Origin of the sequence: Stenotrophomonas sp. WED208, from assembly GCF_040984485.1 — a bacterium.
In the GTDB taxonomy this organism is placed as follows: Bacteria; Pseudomonadota; Gammaproteobacteria; order Xanthomonadales; family Xanthomonadaceae; genus Stenotrophomonas; species Stenotrophomonas riyadhensis.
Genome location: NZ_JAZARB010000001.1, coordinates 1,432,359 through 1,449,572 on the forward strand (window position 1 = coordinate 1,432,359; position 17,214 = coordinate 1,449,572).

General features: G+C 66.7%; 21 protein-coding genes and 3 tRNA genes. 8 read left to right on the forward strand and 16 right to left on the reverse strand.

Features of this window, described 5'->3' with window-relative positions:
• Positions 1–14: 14 nt before the first annotated feature.
• Positions 15–707 carry an aspartate/glutamate racemase family protein gene (locus VPH47_RS06275; protein WP_110712971.1) on the reverse strand — a complete coding sequence of 231 codons (693 nt, stop codon included), beginning with the start codon at positions 705–707 and terminating at the stop codon, positions 15–17.
• 154 nt (positions 708–861) lie between these two features.
• Here VPH47_RS06275 and VPH47_RS06280 point away from each other — a divergent pair, with 154 nt between their 5' ends.
• Both VPH47_RS06280 and VPH47_RS06285 read left to right on the forward strand, forming a co-directional pair.
• Positions 862–1,503, forward strand: a complete 642-nt coding sequence (locus VPH47_RS06280) for a LysE family translocator (protein ID WP_032128667.1) — start codon at positions 862–864, stop codon at positions 1,501–1,503.
• A gap of 94 nt (positions 1,504–1,597) precedes the next feature.
• Complete coding sequence (locus VPH47_RS06285; protein ID WP_006380555.1) at positions 1,598–1,771, forward strand: DUF1328 domain-containing protein; 174 nt, start codon at positions 1,598–1,600, stop codon at positions 1,769–1,771.
• A 22-nt stretch (positions 1,772–1,793) separates the two neighbouring features.
• On the opposite strand, the gene VPH47_RS06290 is transcribed toward VPH47_RS06285, so the two are convergent.
• The 4 genes from VPH47_RS06290 to VPH47_RS06305 all read right to left on the reverse strand — a co-directional run bounded on the left by VPH47_RS06290 (position 1,794) and on the right by VPH47_RS06305 (position 3,329).
• Positions 1,794–2,126, reverse strand: a complete 333-nt coding sequence (locus VPH47_RS06290) for an SMR family transporter (protein WP_164137569.1) — start codon at positions 2,124–2,126, stop codon at positions 1,794–1,796.
• Positions 2,127–2,139: 13 nt separating this feature from the next.
• Complete coding sequence (locus VPH47_RS06295; RefSeq protein WP_111117901.1) at positions 2,140–2,712, reverse strand: TetR/AcrR family transcriptional regulator; 573 nt, start codon at positions 2,710–2,712, stop codon at positions 2,140–2,142.
• 86 nt (positions 2,713–2,798) lie between these two features.
• Positions 2,799–3,032 (reverse strand): DUF1653 domain-containing protein, encoded by a 234-nt coding sequence (locus VPH47_RS06300; protein ID WP_111117902.1) that lies wholly within the window; start codon positions 3,030–3,032, stop codon positions 2,799–2,801.
• A gap of 12 nt (positions 3,033–3,044) precedes the next feature.
• Positions 3,045–3,329 carry a hypothetical protein gene (locus VPH47_RS06305; protein ID WP_180846247.1) on the reverse strand — a complete coding sequence of 95 codons (285 nt, stop codon included), beginning with the start codon at positions 3,327–3,329 and terminating at the stop codon, positions 3,045–3,047.
• A 403-nt stretch (positions 3,330–3,732) separates the two neighbouring features.
• Between VPH47_RS06305 and VPH47_RS06310 the strand changes: the two genes are divergently transcribed.
• The 3 genes from VPH47_RS06310 to VPH47_RS06320 all read left to right on the forward strand — a co-directional run bounded on the left by VPH47_RS06310 (position 3,733) and on the right by VPH47_RS06320 (position 5,015).
• Positions 3,733–3,939 (forward strand): hypothetical protein, encoded by a 207-nt coding sequence (locus VPH47_RS06310; RefSeq protein WP_197611478.1) that lies wholly within the window; start codon positions 3,733–3,735, stop codon positions 3,937–3,939.
• A 131-nt stretch (positions 3,940–4,070) separates the two neighbouring features.
• Positions 4,071–4,628 carry a DUF3011 domain-containing protein gene (locus VPH47_RS06315; RefSeq protein ID WP_197611477.1) on the forward strand — a complete coding sequence of 186 codons (558 nt, stop codon included), beginning with the start codon at positions 4,071–4,073 and terminating at the stop codon, positions 4,626–4,628.
• Between the two features lie 183 nt (positions 4,629–4,811).
• A complete protein-coding gene (locus tag VPH47_RS06320; RefSeq protein ID WP_005410416.1) occupies positions 4,812–5,015 on the forward strand; it encodes a hypothetical protein in 204 nt (67 codons plus the stop codon).
• A gap of 114 nt (positions 5,016–5,129) precedes the next feature.
• Here VPH47_RS06320 and dxs read toward each other — a convergent pair whose 3' ends face one another.
• The 7 genes from dxs to VPH47_RS06355 all read right to left on the reverse strand — a co-directional run bounded on the left by dxs (position 5,130) and on the right by VPH47_RS06355 (position 11,680).
• Positions 5,130–7,037 (reverse strand): 1-deoxy-D-xylulose-5-phosphate synthase, encoded by a 1,908-nt coding sequence (dxs, locus tag VPH47_RS06325; protein WP_110714350.1) that lies wholly within the window; start codon positions 7,035–7,037, stop codon positions 5,130–5,132.
• Between the two features lie 105 nt (positions 7,038–7,142).
• Positions 7,143–7,808: an HNH endonuclease gene (locus VPH47_RS06330; protein ID WP_019336875.1), complete on the reverse strand. Its 666-nt coding sequence runs from the start codon at positions 7,806–7,808 to the stop codon at positions 7,143–7,145.
• Between the two features lie 460 nt (positions 7,809–8,268).
• A complete protein-coding gene (locus tag VPH47_RS06335) occupies positions 8,269–10,059 on the reverse strand; it encodes an acyl-CoA dehydrogenase C-terminal domain-containing protein (RefSeq protein ID WP_180846244.1) in 1,791 nt (596 codons plus the stop codon).
• Between the two features lie 64 nt (positions 10,060–10,123).
• Positions 10,124–10,600, reverse strand: coding sequence for an LEA type 2 family protein (locus tag VPH47_RS06340; RefSeq protein WP_368850337.1), 477 nt, complete (start codon positions 10,598–10,600; stop codon positions 10,124–10,126).
• A 163-nt stretch (positions 10,601–10,763) separates the two neighbouring features.
• Positions 10,764–11,315, reverse strand: a complete 552-nt coding sequence (locus VPH47_RS06345) for a lipocalin family protein (RefSeq protein WP_153855911.1) — start codon at positions 11,313–11,315, stop codon at positions 10,764–10,766.
• Between the two features lie 141 nt (positions 11,316–11,456).
• Positions 11,457–11,532: transfer RNA gene (locus VPH47_RS06350), tRNA-Phe, on the reverse strand.
• Positions 11,533–11,604: 72 nt separating this feature from the next.
• Positions 11,605–11,680, reverse strand: a tRNA-Phe gene (locus VPH47_RS06355).
• 333 nt (positions 11,681–12,013) lie between these two features.
• On the opposite strand from VPH47_RS06355, the gene VPH47_RS06360 reads away from it, so the two are divergent.
• Complete coding sequence (locus tag VPH47_RS06360) at positions 12,014–13,039, forward strand: NADP-dependent oxidoreductase (RefSeq protein WP_368850338.1); 1,026 nt, start codon at positions 12,014–12,016, stop codon at positions 13,037–13,039.
• Between the two features lie 73 nt (positions 13,040–13,112).
• Here VPH47_RS06360 and VPH47_RS06365 read toward each other — a convergent pair whose 3' ends face one another.
• The gene (locus VPH47_RS06365; protein WP_368850339.1) at positions 13,113–13,955 is read right to left on the reverse strand and encodes a bifunctional transcriptional activator/DNA repair enzyme AdaA; all 843 of its coding nucleotides are present in this window, start codon (positions 13,953–13,955) and stop codon (positions 13,113–13,115) included.
• Between the two features lie 132 nt (positions 13,956–14,087).
• Between VPH47_RS06365 and VPH47_RS06370 the strand changes: the two genes are divergently transcribed.
• Together VPH47_RS06370 and VPH47_RS06375 are read left to right on the forward strand one after the other, a co-directional pair.
• Positions 14,088–14,849: an SDR family oxidoreductase gene (locus VPH47_RS06370; RefSeq protein ID WP_368850340.1), complete on the forward strand. Its 762-nt coding sequence runs from the start codon at positions 14,088–14,090 to the stop codon at positions 14,847–14,849.
• A 129-nt stretch (positions 14,850–14,978) separates the two neighbouring features.
• Positions 14,979–15,152: a hypothetical protein gene (locus VPH47_RS06375; protein ID WP_368850341.1), complete on the forward strand. Its 174-nt coding sequence runs from the start codon at positions 14,979–14,981 to the stop codon at positions 15,150–15,152.
• A 62-nt stretch (positions 15,153–15,214) separates the two neighbouring features.
• Here VPH47_RS06375 and VPH47_RS06380 read toward each other — a convergent pair.
• The 3 genes from VPH47_RS06380 to VPH47_RS06390 all read right to left on the reverse strand — a co-directional run bounded on the left by VPH47_RS06380 (position 15,215) and on the right by VPH47_RS06390 (position 17,194).
• A tRNA-Ala gene (locus tag VPH47_RS06380) sits at positions 15,215–15,290 on the reverse strand.
• Between the two features lie 94 nt (positions 15,291–15,384).
• Entirely contained in the window at positions 15,385–16,311 is a 927-nt protein-coding gene (locus VPH47_RS06385; protein WP_368850342.1) for an alpha/beta hydrolase, read from the reverse strand.
• A complete protein-coding gene (locus VPH47_RS06390) occupies positions 16,301–17,194 on the reverse strand; it encodes an alpha/beta fold hydrolase (RefSeq protein ID WP_368850343.1) in 894 nt (297 codons plus the stop codon). The genes VPH47_RS06385 and VPH47_RS06390 overlap by 11 nt, the downstream gene beginning before the upstream one ends.
• Between the last annotated feature and the right edge of the window lie 20 nt (positions 17,195–17,214).

The following is a 17,214-nucleotide window of genomic DNA, read 5'->3' on the forward strand; positions in this document are numbered from 1 at the left end:
CGGCGCGCATCGATTCACGCCAGCGCCGCGTCCACCGCAGCCCGCGCATGCAGTGCAGTGGTATCAAACAGCGGCACGGCGCTGTCCTCCGGCCCTACCAGCAGCATGATCTCGGTACAGCCCAGGATGATGGCTTCGGCACCGCGCGCCACCAGGCGCGCGATCACGTCGGCGTAGACCTGCCGCGAGCGTTCGCGGATCACACCGGCAATCAACTCCTGGTAGATGATGTCGTGCACGCTGCGACGATCATCGGCTTCGGGTACCAGTACCTCCAGCCCGAAGCGCTCCTGCAGCCGGCCGCGGTAGAAGTCCTGTTCCATGGTGAAGGCGGTACCGAGCAGGCCCACCTTGCGAGCGCCTGCCTGCACGATGGCCTGGGCGGTGGGGTCGGCGATATGCAGCAGCGGGACGGGGCAGGCAGCCTCGATGCGATCGGCCAGCTTGTGCATGGTGTTCGTGCAGATCAGCAGCAGATCGGCGCCACCGGCCTGCAGGCGCCGTGCAGCGTCGGCCATGTGGTCGCCCAGCGCATCCCAGTCGCCGTCATGCTGCAGCTGCTTGATCGGGGCGAAGTCGACCGACCACAGCAGCAGCTGCGCCGAATGTGCGCCACCGAGGCGCTGCCGCACGTCCTCGTTGATGAGCCGGTAATACTGCGCCGAGCTTTCCCAGCTCATGCCGCCGATCAGGCCAAGGGTCTTCATGCACAGCTCCATGCCAGGAGCCCTCATTGCAGCACAGATGGCATCCGATTGCCGATGGCGGGATCTGTAACCACCGTATCCACGTTGTGCTGTATGTGCCGCGCACTGCAGGCGCACTCTATGCTGGTGGGATCTTCTGAAGTAGATGTCCGATATGGCCCTGCATACCTGGTGGTGGTTCCTCGCCACGGTGTTCGTTCTGTGTGGTACGCCGGGGCCGAACATGCTGCATATCCTCGGTCGCAGCGTCGGGCTCGGCTTTCGCGGTAGCGTGCCGGCGATGGCTGGCTGCCTGCTGGCGATGCTGCTGGTGCTGGCGGCCTCCGCAGCAGGCCTGAGTGCGCTGCTGCATTCCTCGCCAATGCTGTTCGAGGTGCTGCGCTATCTGGGCGTGGCCTATCTGGCCTGGCTGGGCCTGAAGGCATGGCGTGACAGTTGCCGGCCGGCACCACCGGTGACGGTCGATGCCGCGCTGCCGGTTGCGGCGTCGCTGGGCGCGTGGAAGGTGTTCCGTGGTGGCCTTCTGGTGGGCCTGAGCAATCCCAAGCTGCTGCTGTTCGCTGCGGCGTTCCTGCCGCAGTTCGTCGACCCGTCGCGTGGCCAGGCGCTGCAGTACAGCGTGCTGGTCGCCACCTTCGCTGGCTGCGAACTGTTCTGGTACGTGATGTATGCCGCCGGTGGCCATGGCCTGCGCCGTTGGTTGGCCAAACCCTTCGCGCGGCGCTGGTTCGAGCGCCTGGTGGGCAGCGTGTTCCTGGCCTTCGCGGTGGCCCTGCTGCGTTTCCGCCCGCGCTGATTCACGCCGCGCACGCGGCCTGTTCACGACTGCCGCATCGGCTACGGCCTAGCCTGATCATCCAGTACGCAGTCCCCACGGGGAAAGGTTTGACATGATCAAGTGGGCCATCATCTTCGCCATCATCGGCGTCATTGCGGGCGTGCTCGGCTTCGGCGGCATCGCCGGCGCCGCCGTCGGCATCGCCAAGTTCCTGTTCTGGGCCGGCATCATCATCGCGGTGGTGCTGTTCCTGCTCGGCATGACCGTAGCGAAGAAGGTCAGCTAGCGTTGATCGCGCAGCAGCATGCTCAGTGTGCGCTGCTGCGCGAGAACAGGTTGATCACCAGCACGCCGGCGCAGATCAGGCCGATGCCGATCAGCGCCGGCGGATCCAGGCGCTGCTTGAACACCACCAGCCCGATCAACGAGATCAGCACGATGCCGACGCCGGACCAGATGGCGTAGGCAATGCCGGTCGGTATCGATTTCATGGTCACCGACAGCAGGTAGAAGCACAGTCCGTAGCCGACCAGCGCACCCAGCGTCGGTGCCAGTCGACTCATGCCGTCGGATGCCTTCAGCAGAGATGTGGCGATCACTTCCAGCACGATTGCGGCGGCGAGATAGGCGTAGGGATTCATCGCAGGCTCCGACTCACAGCGGGTCGCACAGTTTCAGGGCCTGTTCGGCCATGGCCAATGCGTTGATGCGTTCTTCCTCGTCCAGCGGTCGGCCGTAAGCGGTGGCCCAATAGCCATCGGCGGCACAGCGCGCTGCATACAGGCGGGCATCGTTGGCTTCGTCGGGGAATTCGGCCAGCATCGCGCGTTTCCAGGTGCGCCAGTGCACCAGCAGGCCGGGTTCCATCAGGTTGCCCAGGGTCAGGCCGATGTCGTTGTCCTGTTCCTGCTGCAGCAGGTGTTCGAAGTTGGCCTGTACATAGGCGCGGCTGAAGCTGCCATGCCCCACCGGATTTTCCTGCAGCAGGGCGCGCACCCGTGCTTCGAACTCGCCGATGAGCGCGCCGATGGCCTCGTCGACCAGTACCTGCTTGCTGCTGAAATGATGGAACAGCGCGCCCTTGCTGACGCCTGCGGCATGTGCGACGTCCTGCACGGTCAGTGCCGCCAGGCCCTGCTGGCCGATCACTTCGATGGTGGCCTGCAGCAGCGACTGGCGCACGCTGTCGGGCGCCTTGCGGCGCGAACGGGAGGGGGATGCGGACATGGCGGGAAGAAACCGACTGGACGGTACGATTGTAGCGCAGGCCCACCGCCGCGCCGTAACTGCCGACCGTGGCCGGCAGCGTGGATTCAACCGTCGATGCGTGCGAAGCGCGGCTGCGGTCCGTGTTCGCCCGGTACCTGTTCGACGAACATCGGGTACGGGCGCACCCACAGGCCGCCTTCGCCATAGAGCGCGCGATACAGCACCAGTGGCTCCAGCGTCTCGCTGCTGCGCACGATGTCGATCACTTCGTACTCGCCGCCCTTGAAATGGCGGTAGCGGCCAGGGGCGAGGGTGGGCAGCGGGCTCAGCTCAGCCATGGTGCGCGCGGCTCACTTGCGCGCCGGGCTGGCCGGCTTCGCGCAGTAGGCATCGATGGCTTCGGCGGTGTTCGCCAGACCCTGCGCCTGCGCCAGTTCCCAAGGGCGTTCGCAGCGCTGGCTGTGCTCGCACCATTGGTAGCCGGCCGAACCGATGCAACCGTGGGCATCGCGATCGCCGCCGACCTTCGGCATGGCAGGCGAAGTGGCCGCCGTATCGGCACGTGCAGCGGCCTGATGCTGGTTGGCACAGGCGGACAGCACCAGCAGGACTGGAATCAGAAGAAGCGCTTTCATCGAGCGGGCTCCGTGCCTAAAGCGACAGTGTCTGTCGCAAATAGCCCTGCAGCAAGCGCTCAGTGCATGGCAGCGCGGATCAGTTCCTCGATCAGCACCAGGTAGCTGGCTACGAAGTAGAACTTCAGCAGCGTCCAACGCTGCTGTGAGAAGAAGGTGCGCATGTGGAAGGGGCCCCTGTTGGTGACGATAGTGTGAAGTCCTGCTGACTCCGTGACAAGGATCACGGAAAGAACAGGCTAAACGGGCTCAGGGATGTGAGGGCAGGCAAGGGCTGACCGCAGGGCACGGCATTTTCGTACAAGTCTGATGGGCCAAACCGGAGGCGGTCGCTAGCCTGATGGTGTACCGGCATGTGGCCCGTCCGCCTGCCACTGCATCCTTCCATCCGCAGGAGCCCCTCATGGTCATTACCGTCCAATGCACCGCCCAGCGCTGGTCCGTGCTGCATCCGCAGGCGCGTGTCGCCACCTGCTATGCCCATGGCGCCGATGCCTTTGACGCGGCCGCCGCGCTGGCCCTCGAGCACCACCGTCGTACCGGCCAGCGCAGCACGGTGCGGGTCGAGGCACTCGGCAGCACGGTGGATGCGCTCCACGTCGGAGATTGACGCCACCGGCCGTGGCGCAGTCAGCCACGGTTGGGTTGTTTGAATGGGGAAAAACCGCCGCCGCGTACCCCCCTGTGCGCCGCCTCATGAATCCCGGATGCTTGCGCCATCGTATTCATCCGGAGATTTCGATGGGCAAGGCACTCACCTGGCGCACCCTGGCCTGCACCCTGCTGCCAATGCTGGCCGCTGCGGGCGGCGCCCAGGCGCAGAGCTATGGCTACGGTTATGACGATGACCGCTACGGCAGCCGCGAAGGCAGCGGCATCGTGCGCTGCGAATCGATCAAGAACCGCAGCAACGAGTGCCGCCTGGAAGGCCGGGCGCGGATGATCCGCCAACTGTCCGGCTCGCCCTGCGTGGAGGGTGAAACCTGGGGCCAATCGCGCTATGGAGTGTGGGTGACCCAGGGATGTCGCGCCGAATTTGTCGGCGAGTACCGCCGTGGCGGTGGTTGGGGTAACGGAGGCGGCTGGGGCAACGGTGGCAATGGCTGGGGCGGAGGTGAGGTGATCACCTGCCATTCCAACGGCCACCGCCAGGAGTACTGCGATGCCCGCATCCGTCGTGGCGTGCGCCTGGTCCGCCAGGATTCACGCAGCGCCTGCATCGAGGGCCAGACCTGGGGCTGGGACCGCCGTGGTATCTGGGTCAGCGATGGCTGCCGGGCCCAGTTCCAGGTGAATTGAGCGCGCCCCTCAAAAATCAGAATAATCTGATAGAGCTCACATTTTGAACGTCGTATCTTCTGCGATCAGGCGCACCTCTGTGTGCGCCTGACTCGTCGCGCCGATGCCTGCCGCAGGATGCCTGCCGCAGACGGCGCATGTGTCCCGCCCACCGTCGATACGCTGCCTCAAGGAGTGAGCCGCATGTTGATCCGCCTGCAATGCGAACAGCGCCAATGGCGCGTGCTGCATCCGGACCGGCCGGAGCCGATCGATTTCCGCGACGGTGCCCGGGCCTTCGATTTCGCTGAAACCCTCGCACGCCTGCACTTTGTCGACACCGGGCAGCGCGCTGCGGTGCGGGTGGAGGCCAGCGGCGCGTTCGTGGAAGCGGTCAGTTACGGCTGAGGGCGGGGGCCCCCGGATCATTTCCCGGGGGCTGCCATCCACGCATGGCGTGGATGGGCCTCTGCTCCACAGTAGATCCACGGCATGCGTGGATCCATGGACGTGTGATCGGCTTCAGCCCGCCGCGCTGAGCGGCGGGGTGCCTGCAGCCAGCTGCGGCCAGCGCTTGAGCACTGCCGCACGAATGCCCGCCGCATCGATGCCGGCCTCGGCCAGCAGGTCCTCGCGGCTGGCGTGGTGCTGATAGCTGTCTGGCAGGCCCAGATGCAGGATCGGGCGCAGTACGCCTTCGGCGTTGAGCAGCTCGCCGACGCCGGAACCGGCGCCACCGGCCACCACGTTGTCTTCGATCGTCACCAGGCCCTCGTGCTGGGCGGCCACGGCCAGCACCAGCTCGCGGTCCAGCGGCTTGATGAAGCGCATGTTGACCACGCTCAGGCCCAGCTCGCGCCCGACCTGTTCGGCGGCCGCCACGGTGCTGCCAAAGGCCAGCAGTGCCACGCGGCTGCCCTGCAGGCGCAGCTCGCCCTTGCCGATCGGCAGGGTCGACAGGTCGGTGCCGGCGGCCACGCCGGTGCCCGTGCCGCGCGGATAGCGCACGGCAGCCGGGCCCGGATGCTGCAGGCCAGTGCTGAGCATCTGCCGGCACTCGGCTTCGTTGGACGGTGCCATCACCACCATGTTCGGCACGCAGCGCAGGAAACTCAGGTCGAGGTTGCCGGCATGGGTGGCGCCGTCCGGGCCGACCACGCCGGCGCGGTCGATCGCGAACAGCACGTCCAGGTCCTGGATGGCCACGTCATGCACCAACTGGTCGTACGCACGCTGCAGGAAGGTCGAGTAGATCGCCACCACCGGCTTGCCACCCTGGGTGGCCATGCCGGCGGCGAGGGTGACCGCGTGCTGTTCGGCAATTGCCACGTCGAAATAGCGCTGCGGGTATTCCTTGCTGAAACGCACCAGGCCGGAGCCCTCGCGCATCGCCGGGGTGATGCCGTACAGGCGCGGCTCGGCGGCGGCGGCGTCACACAGCCAGTCGCTGAATACATCGGTGTAGGTCGGCTTCTTGGCACCGGCCTTGGCCACCAGGCCCTTGTCCGGATCGAACGGGCCGACGGCGTGGTAACCGATCTGGTCGCCTTCGGCCGGCTCGTAGCCCTTGCCCTTGGTGGTCATCACGTGCAGCAGCTTCGGGCCCTTGGAGGCGCGCAGCGTCTTCAGCGTGGACAGCAGGGCGGACATGTCGTGACCGTCGATCGGACCGGTGTAGTGGAAGCCCATTTCCTCGAACATCGTGGACGGCACGAACATGCCCTTCCAGTGTTCTTCCCAGCGCTTCACGAAGCGCGCCGGGTTGTTCTTCTTGTCGCCGAGGATCTTCTTGCCGCCTTCGCGCAGCGCGTTGAGCGTGCGGCTGCCGGTGGCGCGGCCGAGCATCTTGGTCAGGCCACCCACCGCCTCCGAGATCGACATGTTGTTGTCGTTGAGGATCACCAGCAGGTTCGGCTCGGGCTCCATGCCGCCGGCGTGCATCAGCGCTTCGAAGGCCATGCCGGCGGTCATTGCGCCATCACCGATCACTGCAACGACCTGGCGGTTGTCGCCTTCGGACTGGCGGGCGATGGCCATGCCGAGTGCGGCCGAGATCGAGGTCGAGGAGTGGCCGACGCCGAAGGTGTCGTACTCGCTCTCTTCGCGCTTCGGGAACGGCGCGACGCCGTCCTTCTGCTTGACGGTGTGGATCTCGTCGCGGCGACCGGTCAGGATCTTGTGCGGGTAGGTCTGGTGACCGACGTCCCAGACCAGTTGGTCCTGCGGAGTCTGGTACAGGTAGTGCAGGGCCACGGTGAGTTCGATCACGCCCAGGCCGGCGGCGAAGTGGCCGCCGCTCTTGCCCACCGACTCGATGAGGTAGGCGCGCAGTTCGTCGGCGACCGCCCTCAATTCGGATTCGTCGAACGTGCGCAGGTCATCCGGTGTCTGGATGCGCGCGAGGCGGGGATAGCGGGCAGAGTCGATCATCATGTTCGCACTTGTTCTGAACGCCCATTTTCGCCCTCAAACGGGGGTGGGGCAAGCAAACGCCGCCGCCCGTGACAGGACGGTGAGGGTTGCATTTTCAGCGATTCAGGTGCTCAGTTTTGAGCGCTTGGGCAATTGCGCCTTCAGGAAGGCCATCTGGTCGGCCAGGATGTTGCGGTTGGACAGGATCAGGTGTTCGATCCAGCTGGGCCGGTAAGGCACCGCCAGCAACGGCATTCCGGCCTGCTGCGGGGTGCGGTCGCTCTTGCGCGAGTTGCAGTGGAAGCAGGCGGTGACCACGTTTTCCCAGCAGTCCAGGCCCCCCTTGGACAGCGGCATGACGTGGTCGCGGGTGAGCGTGGGGCGGTTGAACTGCTGGCCGCAGTACATGCACAGGTGCGCGTCGCGGGCGAACAGGGCCGGGTTGGTCAGGTTCGGCGTGGGGTCGATCGCGCGGGAGCGGGCGTGGCCGCGGGCGGCGATGATCGGGTGCAGGTCCATGCCGCTCTGCAGGCCGCTGAAGCGGTTGGTACCGCCGTGGATGTGCAGGCACGGATCGCCCAGCGTCCAGGCCACGGCTTCACGAGCGTAGAGGCAGGCCGCATCCTGCCAGGTGATCCAGTCCAGTACGCGTCCGTGGGCATCCAGCGAGAGCAGCCGGACCGAACCGGGGCGATGCAGCGTCGTGGCGTTGGGCGATGCTTCGGCGCCCGGAGCAGAAAACGGAGCTCCGGCTTCGATCAGACCCAAGCGTGTAGTGTCTGTCTCCATCGGGAGAACAGCTTATACCTGAATGTTGACGATTTGTGTATCGCCGGTTGGCGATACGCAAATCGTCAGCATTCAGGTCCACGTATTCCACCTATTCCCCGCGCCTGCCGGCGCGCCCCCTTTAACAAAAGGGGGCTTTTCTCCAGAGGGATTGTGGGGCGGGCTGTCAGGCTGGGGTCGGATCCCTTTCCGCAGGAAAGGGCTCTGACCCCGCATCCACGCATGGCGTGGATCTGCCGTGTCGACCAAGGTCGACACCTACCAGCAGCAGAAATCTGTCGAAGGCGGGATGGGTCCGGTTGCGGGGGCGTGAGCCGCATGGATGCGGCGATCGAGGCTACAAGGACGTACTTGCGCCGTCCCCCGCAATCGGACCCGCCCTGCCATCCCGCAGGAGGCCAGCTGTTGCTGTTGCTTTAGCTCCAGCCTTGGCTTCTGCGGGTGCCGGGCGCAGCCCGGCTCAGGCGCCGAAGCGCTCGTCGTCCATCGCCATCAGCGGGGCGGCGCCGGCCTGGATCGCGGCGGCGTGGGCGAGGGTGCGCGGCAGCACGCGGGTGAAGTAGAACCGTGCGGTCTCGCGCTTGCCCTGGGCGAAGGCGGCGCCGTGCGCGCTGGCATCGGCGGCCGCCACGCTGCGGGCCCACCAGTAAGCCAGCACCACGTAGCCCGAATAGAACAGGTAGTCGTAGCTGGCTGCGCCCAGTTCGTCCGGGTTGGCGGCCGCGCGCTGCAGCACGTCCAGGGTCAGCTTGCCCCACTCGGCGGCCTTGGCGCGCAGCGGGCCGATGAACTCGGCCAGTGCTTCGTTGCCCTCGTTGGCCTTGGCGAACGCCTCGATCTCGGCCAGCATCAACTTCAGGCCGGCGCCCTGGCTGGACGCGGTCTTGCGGCCAATCAGGTCCAGCGCCTGGATGCCGGTGGTGCCTTCATACAGCGTGGTGATGCGGGCATCGCGGGCCAGCTGCTCCATGCCGTGCTCGCGGATGTAGCCGTGGCCACCGAAGCACTGCAGGGCGTTGTAGGTGTTCTCGATGCCCCATTCGGTCTGGCAGGCCTTGGAGATCGGGGTCAGGAAGCTCACCAGGGTGTCGGCGCGCTCGCGCTCGGCGGCATCCTCGGCGTGGTGGGCGACGTCGATCAGGGTGGCGGCGTGCAGGGCCAGCAGGCGGCTGCCTTCGACCAGCGACTTCACCGTCAGCAGCATGCGGCGCACATCCGGGTGGACCAGGATCGGGTCGGCCGGCTTGTCCGGGAACTTGGCGCCGCTCAGGGCGCGCGACTGCAGGCGCTCACGGCTGTACTTCAGTGCGTTCTGGTAGGCGCGCTCGGACAGGCCGATGCCCTGCAGGCCGACGCCCAGGCGCGCGGTGTTCATCATGGTGAACATGGCCTGCAGGCCCTTGTGCGGCTGGCCGACCAGGTAACCCTGCGCACCATCGAAGTTCATCACGCAGGTAACCGACCCCTTGATGCCCATCTTGTGCTCGATCGAGCCGCAGCGCAGTGCGTTGCGCTCGCCGACGTTGCCCTCGCGGTCGACCTTGAACTTCGGGGTGACGAACAGCGAGATGCCCTTGGCACCCGGAGGAGCGTCGGGCAGTTTGGCCAGCACCAGGTGCACGATGTTGCCGGTCAGGTCATGCTCGCCGGCGGTGATGAAAATCTTGGTGCCGGTGATCGAATAGCTGCCATCGGCATTCGGCTCGGCCTTGGTCTTGAGCAGGCCCAGGTCGGTGCCGCAGTGCGGTTCGGTCAGGCACATGGTGCCGGTCCAGCGGCCCTCGATCAGCGGCTTCAGGAAGGCCTCGTGCTGCCAGGCTTCGCCGTGCTGCTTCAGCGCTTCGATGGCGCCGTGCGAGAGCAGCGGGAAGTTGCCCCACGCCAGGTTGGCGGCATTGATCATTTCGTTGAGCGGCACGCCCAGGGTGTGCGGCAGGCCCTGGCCGCCCAGCTCCGGCGATGCGGTCAGCCCGGTCCAGCCGCCATCGACGAACTGGTCGTAGGCCTGCTTGAAGCCGGGCGGGGTGGTCACTTCGCCGGTGGCCTGGTCGAGCACGCAGCCGATCTCGTCGCCGACGCTGTTGAGCGGGGCCAGCACGGTGGCGCTGAAGCGGCCGGCTTCTTCCAGCACGGCATCGACCACGTCGGCGGTGGCGTCGGTGAAGCCCAGGCGGGCGAACAGGGGTTCGACCTTGAGCACGTCGTGCAGGGCGAAACGGAGGTCGGAAAGCGGGGCGGTGTAGCTGCTCATCGGTACGTCTCGATTTGATCAGGGCAGGGGAGAGCGGCGCCGGGCGCCGCGACGAAAGGCGGGTTCAGCGCAGTACGCCGGGCAGGCCGGGGGCCTGGTTGAGGGTGCTGCGGCTGCTGATGTCGAAGCTGCGCTGCTTCTTTTCCTGCGGCGTGGCCGCCACCGTTCCCTTCAGGCCATAGGCCAGGGTGCGGTTGCCGGCCAGCGCGTCGGCCACCACCAGGCGTGCGGCCGAGCTGGGCACGAGGTCGACATTGATGACGTCGGCGGAGGTGCCGCCGATGGAGATGCCGGGCTTGGCCATCAGGGCGCCGGCTTCGCTGTCGCCGACAGTCAGCACCAGCGCGACATCATCGAAGGTCATCGGCATGGAACTGTAGTTCTGCAGGCGCAGGGCCACGGTCCAGTTGCCGTCGGCGCGCACGGTCAGCTGCTGCAGGCTGGCCGCCGGTTCCGAAACACGCTTGACGATGCCGTTGTTGCAGGCAACAAGGGCGAGGGTGCACAGGACGATCAAGGCGATACGGAAGCGGTGGAGCATGGGCGCAGGTCCTCTGGAGGGGTGCGTTGGATAAGCATACTACGGCGTATGGTTGTTTGGAGCGCCTGTGGCGCCCCGTCGCAGAGGGTAGCGCGTGAAGATGGCGGACGGGCGTGCGCGGCGCCGGATCGAGCGCGCGTGGTGCGCCGGATTGCGGCGCGGTTCAATCGGTGGCCGTATCGCGCAACGGAGCCATCAGGCGCAGTGGTCCGAGGTCGTAGCCCATGGCTTCGGCTTTTTCTTTCAGCTGTTCGAACCGGGCGCGATCCATTTCCGGCAGGCGCGAGAGAATCCACAGGTACTTGCGGTCCGGTTCACCGACCAGCGCCCATTGGTAGTCCGGGTCCAGTGCCAGAACCCAGTAGTCGGCCCAGACCAGTGGCACCCAGCTCAGCCAGTCCGGCACGAAGCGCACCTGCAACTGGCCGGGATGGCCGGCAACCGGGCGCGCCACGCCTTCAGCAACCACGCGTTCGCCATCGCCGTTGCGGCAGGCATTGGTGACACTGATGCGGCCATCGCGGCGCAGCCCGTAGTTGGCGGTGATCTCGCCGACACACTGCTTCTGGAACGACACCGGCAGGTGCGCGATCTCGTGCCACTGGCCTGCATAGCGGTCGATGTCCAGCGTGTCGACTGCACGCACCGGTTCGGCGGCGATCACCGGAAAGACGGCCAGCAGCAGGCAGGCGAGCAGGGCGGGGCGCAGAGGCATCGGCAGGCTCCAGGCAGGAGTCTGGAGCGTAGGTGCCGCTGCACATGCCGGTGTAAATGTTTCGTCAACCGGGTGGTGTGGCCGCCGCTTGCGCGGAGTGCGAACAAAAAAAAGACCTGCATTTCTGCAGGTCTCTGAAGATGGTGGCCGAAGACGGAATCGAACCGCCGACACGGGGATTTTCAATCCCCTGCTCTACCAACTGAGCTACTCGGCCAAATTGTGTGGCAACCGTGATCAAACCCGGTTTCCGGAAAAAAAGACCCGCATTTCTGCAGGCCTTCGAAAGTGGTGGCCGAAGACGGAATCGAACCGCCGACACGGGGATTTTCAATCCCCTGCTCTACCAACTGAGCTACTCGGCCACATGTTTCGTAGCAGCGAGGTCGCTGCCAAGGAGGCGTATATTACGGAGGTCGGCAGTCTTCGGCAAGCGTTTCGCCAAGATTTCTTCACATTGCCGTCTGCGCGCTCGCAAGTGCTTGATCCTCCGTTGTGGGGCGGGCGTGGCCAATCGATCATCGTCTGCCGTGGAAATCAGCGGGTCGCCGCAGGCGCGAATGCTGCAAGGGCAGGGGCTGCGCCGGACCCGCGCGGGTCCGGGCAATGGAACGCTGTTTTCGTGGCCGCCATCGGGGATCGTCGCGGCGTAGTGTCGGCAGTCCTTTCCTGATGCTGGCAACAGCAGAGACCTGGCCATGTCCGATCCCTCGACCACCTCCCGCATCGTGCTTGCGTCGCGTCCGCAGGGAGCGCCAAGCGCGGCCAACTTTCGCCTGGAACAGGCTGCGCTGCCGGCATTGGCGGATGGCGAAGTGCTGCTGCGCAACCGCTACCTGTCGTTGGACCCCTACATGCGTGGACGCATGGACGAGGGCCCGTCGTACGCCGCGCCGGTGGCGGTGGGCGCGGTGATGGAAGGACAGACCGTGGCCGAGGTGCTGCAATCCAAGGCCGAGGGCGTAACCGCAGGTGAGCTGGTGCTGGCGCCGGGTGGCTGGCAGACCCGCGCGGTGCTGTCGGCCAAGGCGCTGGGACGCCGCCTGGATCCGGCCGGACTGCCGCTGAGTACGGCGCTGGGCGTGTATGGCATGCCCGGTTTCACGGCCTATTCCAGCCTGCATGAAATCGCCCGCCTGAAGCCAGGCGAGACGCTGGTGGTGGCCGCCGCGACCGGGCCGGTCGGCGCGACTGTGGCGCAGCTGGCCAAGCTGCAGGGCGCGCGCGTGGTCGCCATCGCCGGTGGCGAAGCCAAGCGCGCCTATCTGCAGACGCTGGGGGTGGACGTGGCGCTGGATCATCGCGCCGCTGATTTCGCCGCGCAGCTGCGCGCAGCGGTGCCTGCGGGCATCGATGTGTACTTCGAGAATGTCGGCGGGCATGTGCTGGATGCGGTGCTGCCGCTGCTCAATGACTTCGCCCGCATTCCGGTCTGCGGCACCATCGCCACCTACAACGAGCGGGGCGTCGAGCAGCCCGGCCCTGATCGCCTGCCGGCATTGTTCAGCCAGATCCTGCGCCAGCGCCTGACCGTGCGTGGTTTCATCGTGCACGACTTCAACCACCTGTGGCCGGACTTCGAACGCGAGATGCCGCGATGGCTGCGCGAAGGCCGCGTCCAGTACCGCGAGGATGTGGTGGAAGGGCTGGAGAAGGCGCCGGAGGCGTTCTTCGGGCTGCTGAAGGGGCACAACTTCGGCAAGCTGGTGGTGAAGCTGGATTGAGGGCTTGGTGGCGTGCCGACCAAGGTCGGCACCTACCGGAAGCTGGGCGTGCCGACCAAGGTCGGCACCCACGTCAGGCAGTCGAGGCCTTTTCCCGGCGCAGCAGTTCGCGCTTGCGCGCTACGCCCCACGCATAACCGGAGAGATCGCCATCGCGGCGTACCACGCGGTGGCAGGGCACGGCCACCGCCAGCGGGTTGCTTGCACAGGCACGTGCTACGGCACGGCTGGAGCGCGGCGCGCCGATGCGCGCGGCGATATCCGCATACGAGGCGGTCTGCCCACGTGGGATCTGCTGCAGCGCCTGCCACACCCGTTGCTGGAACGCGGTGCCGCGGATATCCAGCGGCAGCGTGGCGCCTCGCGAAGGATCCTCGACCAGGCCTACCACCTGTGCCACCAGTTGCTCATAGCCCTGGTCGGCGCCGACCAGTTCGGCCTGGCGGAAGCGTTGCTGCAATGACTGCAGCAGTGTCTCCGGATCGTCGCCGAGCAGGATCGCGACCACGCCGGTCCCGCTGCTGGCCACCAGCACGCTGCCCAGTGAGCTTTCGGCAAGCGCGAAGTGGATGACTTCGCCGCGCCCCCCTGCGCGCCATTGCTTGGGCGTCATGCCCAGCAACTTCGGTGCGTTCTCGTAGAAGCGTCCACTGGAACCGAAGCCAGCATCGTGGAAGGCGTCGGTGATGCGTTCCTGTTGTTCCAGCCCGGTGCGCAGGCGGTCAGCGCGCAGCGCGGCCGCGTACTGCTTGGGGGTCAGCCCGGTGGCCTGCTTGAACAGGCGATGCAGGCGCGTCGGGCTGCAGCCAGCGATATCGGCCAGTTCCTGCAGCGAGGGTTCGTCGAGGCTGGCCTGCAGGTGGCGGCAGACCCGTTCGATGCGGGCGTCGATCGTGGGGGAGGCGGTGCTGTCCATGGCCGGATTCTGGCACGTGCCGGTCCTGCGGAAACTCCGTTTCCTGCACCCATCTGTGAGGCCCGGAAACGGAGTGTTGACGGGCCGAAGGCGCGGCATCGTGGCGGCCACTTCACCACCGGTACCACGATCATGCGCCTGAACAACAAGATCGCCCTCATCACCGGAGCCAGCGCCGGCATCGGCCGCGCCAGCGCGCTGCGCTTCGCCGCCGAAGGGGCAAAGCTGGTGCTCAATGCACGGCGGCTGGAACCGCTACAGGCGCTGGCCGAACAGATCCGCGCCGCCGGTGGGGAAGTGGTAGTGCATGCTGCCGACGTGGCCGACCCAGGCACGGCGCAGGCGCTGGTCGATCTGGCCCAGCAGTCCTTCGGCGGCCTGGATGTCGCGCTCAACAATGCCGGCATGCTCGGCCCCGGTGTACCGGCCGCGGAGTTCCCGCTGGACGCCTGGCGCGAGGTGATGGCCACCAATCTGGATGCCGCTTTCCATGCCGCACGCGCACAGTTGCCGGCACTGATTGCGCGTGGCGGCGGCTCGCTGGTGTTCGTCGGGACCTTCGTCGGCCACACCGTGGGATTCCCGGGCATGGCAGCCTATGCGTCGAGCAAGGCCGGGCTGATCGGACTGAGTCAGGTGATCGCTGCCGAATACGGTGCGCGCGGCGTGCGCAGCAACGTACTGCTGCCCGGTGGCACCGATACCGAAATGGGCCGGCAGGCCGCACCGACCGGCGATGCCCGCGACTTCGTGCGCTCGCTGCACGCACTCAAGCGCCTCGCCGAGCCGCAAGAGATCGCCAATGCCGCGTTGTTCCTGGCCAGCGATGAAAGCAGTTTCGTTACCGGCAGCGCGATGCGCGTGGAGGGTGGGGTGTCGATCACCCGTACCTGAGTGGGGGGGGGCATCGGCGAAATCAGGATTGCAGCTGCACACGCTGTTGGCGTAGGACCGACCTGCAGATTACCCGGCGATCTCTAGGGTAGGGCTAGCGTCGGCGCCCCGCCGGCGAAGGAGCGATGGATGAGTGAGCGCGAGAAAGACCAGGGCGACCCGAAGCAGGGCGTGCAGGAAAGCCGTCAGGACCGGAAGCAGGATGACGTGGCGAAGCGCAGGCCAGCGCAGCGTGATGAACAGGTGCGTGATGCGCATTCGCGCAGCCCGCAGCGCAAGGACGGGGGCCTGGATCCGGCCTGAACCGTGGGCGCTGAAAAGAAAAAACCCGCAGATCACGGAGATCTACGGGTTCTTCTGAATGGTGGTGGAGCCAAGGAGGATCGAACTCCTGACCTCGTCATTGCGAACGACGCGCTCTCCCAGCTGAGCTATGGCCCCACGGCAGGGTTTCAGTGTAGCGCTGCCTGCCGGGCTTGCCAAGCGCCGGGCCGGGACGGCGGCGGCACAAGGCCTGCCACCGTCCCAATCCGGTTCAGTGCAGGGCCCGGCGCAGCAAGGCGCCCGCGCGCTGAACCGCTGCGTCAGTGCTGGAACTGACCGTGCGCAGGTGGATGCAGGCGTGGATCATCCCGGGCAGGCGTTCCAGCGTGCAGTCGATACCTGCCGCCTGCAGCCGCCCTGCGTACTGCTCGGCCTCGTCGCGTAGCGGGTCGTGCTCGCAGCTGAGGATGGTGGCTGGTGCCAGCCCCTGCAGGTCGGTTGCGTGGGCGGGCGAGGCCAGCGCCGGCGGTTGGGCCAGACCACCCAGATAGGCCTGCCAGCAGCGCTGCATCAGTTTAGCGCTGAGGTAATAGCCCGTGGCGTAGTCCCGGTAGGAATCGCTGCCCATGCCAGCATCCAGCGCCGGGTACAGCAGCAACTGGTGGCACGGTTGCGGCAGGCCCCGTTCGCGCAGCAGCAGGCAGCAGGCGGCTGCGAGGTTGCCACCGGCGCTGTCGCCACCGATTGCCAGGCGCTGTGGGTCCAGGCCGAGGCGATCCGCATTGGCCTGCAACCACTGCCAGGCGTCGGCGACGTCATGCAGTGGAACCGGGAATGGGTGCTCCGGCGCCAGCCGGTAGCCGACGGCGACAATCACGCAGCCGCTGGCATTGGCCAGCGCACGGCAGGGGCCGTCATAGACCGCCAGCGAGCACTGGAACCAGCCGCCACCGTGGGCGAACAGCAGAGCCGGTACCGGTCCATCGGGCAGCCCTTCCGGCGTGTAGAAACGCAGCTCCAACGCATGCCCGTCGCGCGCGATTACCGTGTGCTCGATCACGTGTGCGACGGCCTGTGGTGCTCCCTGCAACTGTGGCAGCGCGCTTTCGCTGATCACCCGCAGTTCGCGCAGGTCTTCCGGCAGCGCATGGGCGGCGACGGCGTCGACGAACTCCTGCAGCGCCGGTTCAAGCAGCATGGCGTGCCTCCTGCAGGAACGGCAGCAGCTGTGCAAGGAACGCCTGCGGCGCTTCTTCCATGATGAAGTGGCCGCAGCCCGGCACGATGCTGCCGCGCACATCATCGGCATGCGGTTGCAGGGTCAGCATCGGCGCATCGCCAGTGGCGTGTTCGGCGCCGATGGCCAGTACCGGCATTGGCAGGCGGCGCTGCGCACGCTGCTTGTTCTGGCGGATCGTCTCCGGAATCGCGCGATACCAGGCGAAACCTGCGCGCAATGCGCCCGGACGGCTGTAGGCGGCAATGTAGGTGTCGGCGGCCACCGCATCGCGGCGGTACGACCAGCGATCGAACATGAATTCCAGGTAGGCGCGCTCGCGGCCACTGATCAGTGCCTCGGGCAGGTCGGCCACCTGGTTGAACATGAAGTGCCAGAGGAAGATGTTGTCGGCCGGTGCGGCAAAGATGCCCGGTTCCGGGGCCAGACCGGGAATCACCGCTTCGGTGACGGCCAGCTGGCGCACCGCCTGCGGTTGGTCGCTGGCCAGTGCATAGGCGATCCACATGCCGATGTCATGGCCGACCACCTGGTAGCGATCGTGGCCCAGCGCCAGCATGGTCTGGTGCAGGACGGCAGCGGCGCTGCCGGTGTCGTAGCCATGGGCGGGGCGGTCGGATTCGCCGATGCCGGGCGGGTCGACGGCGATGGCTTCGAAACCGGCTTCGGCCAGCGCGTGCAGCACGTGGCGCCAGGCGTACCAGGTCTGCGGCCAGCCGGGAATCAGCAGCACCGGTTCACCGTGGCCGGCGGACACGCAATGCACGCGCTGGCCGTCGATGCGCAGGTAGTGGTGGCGCAGCGAAGCGTCGCCGGCAGTGCCAGCGGAAAGAGAAGTGGTCATGGGGGAGTGCTCCGTGGGGG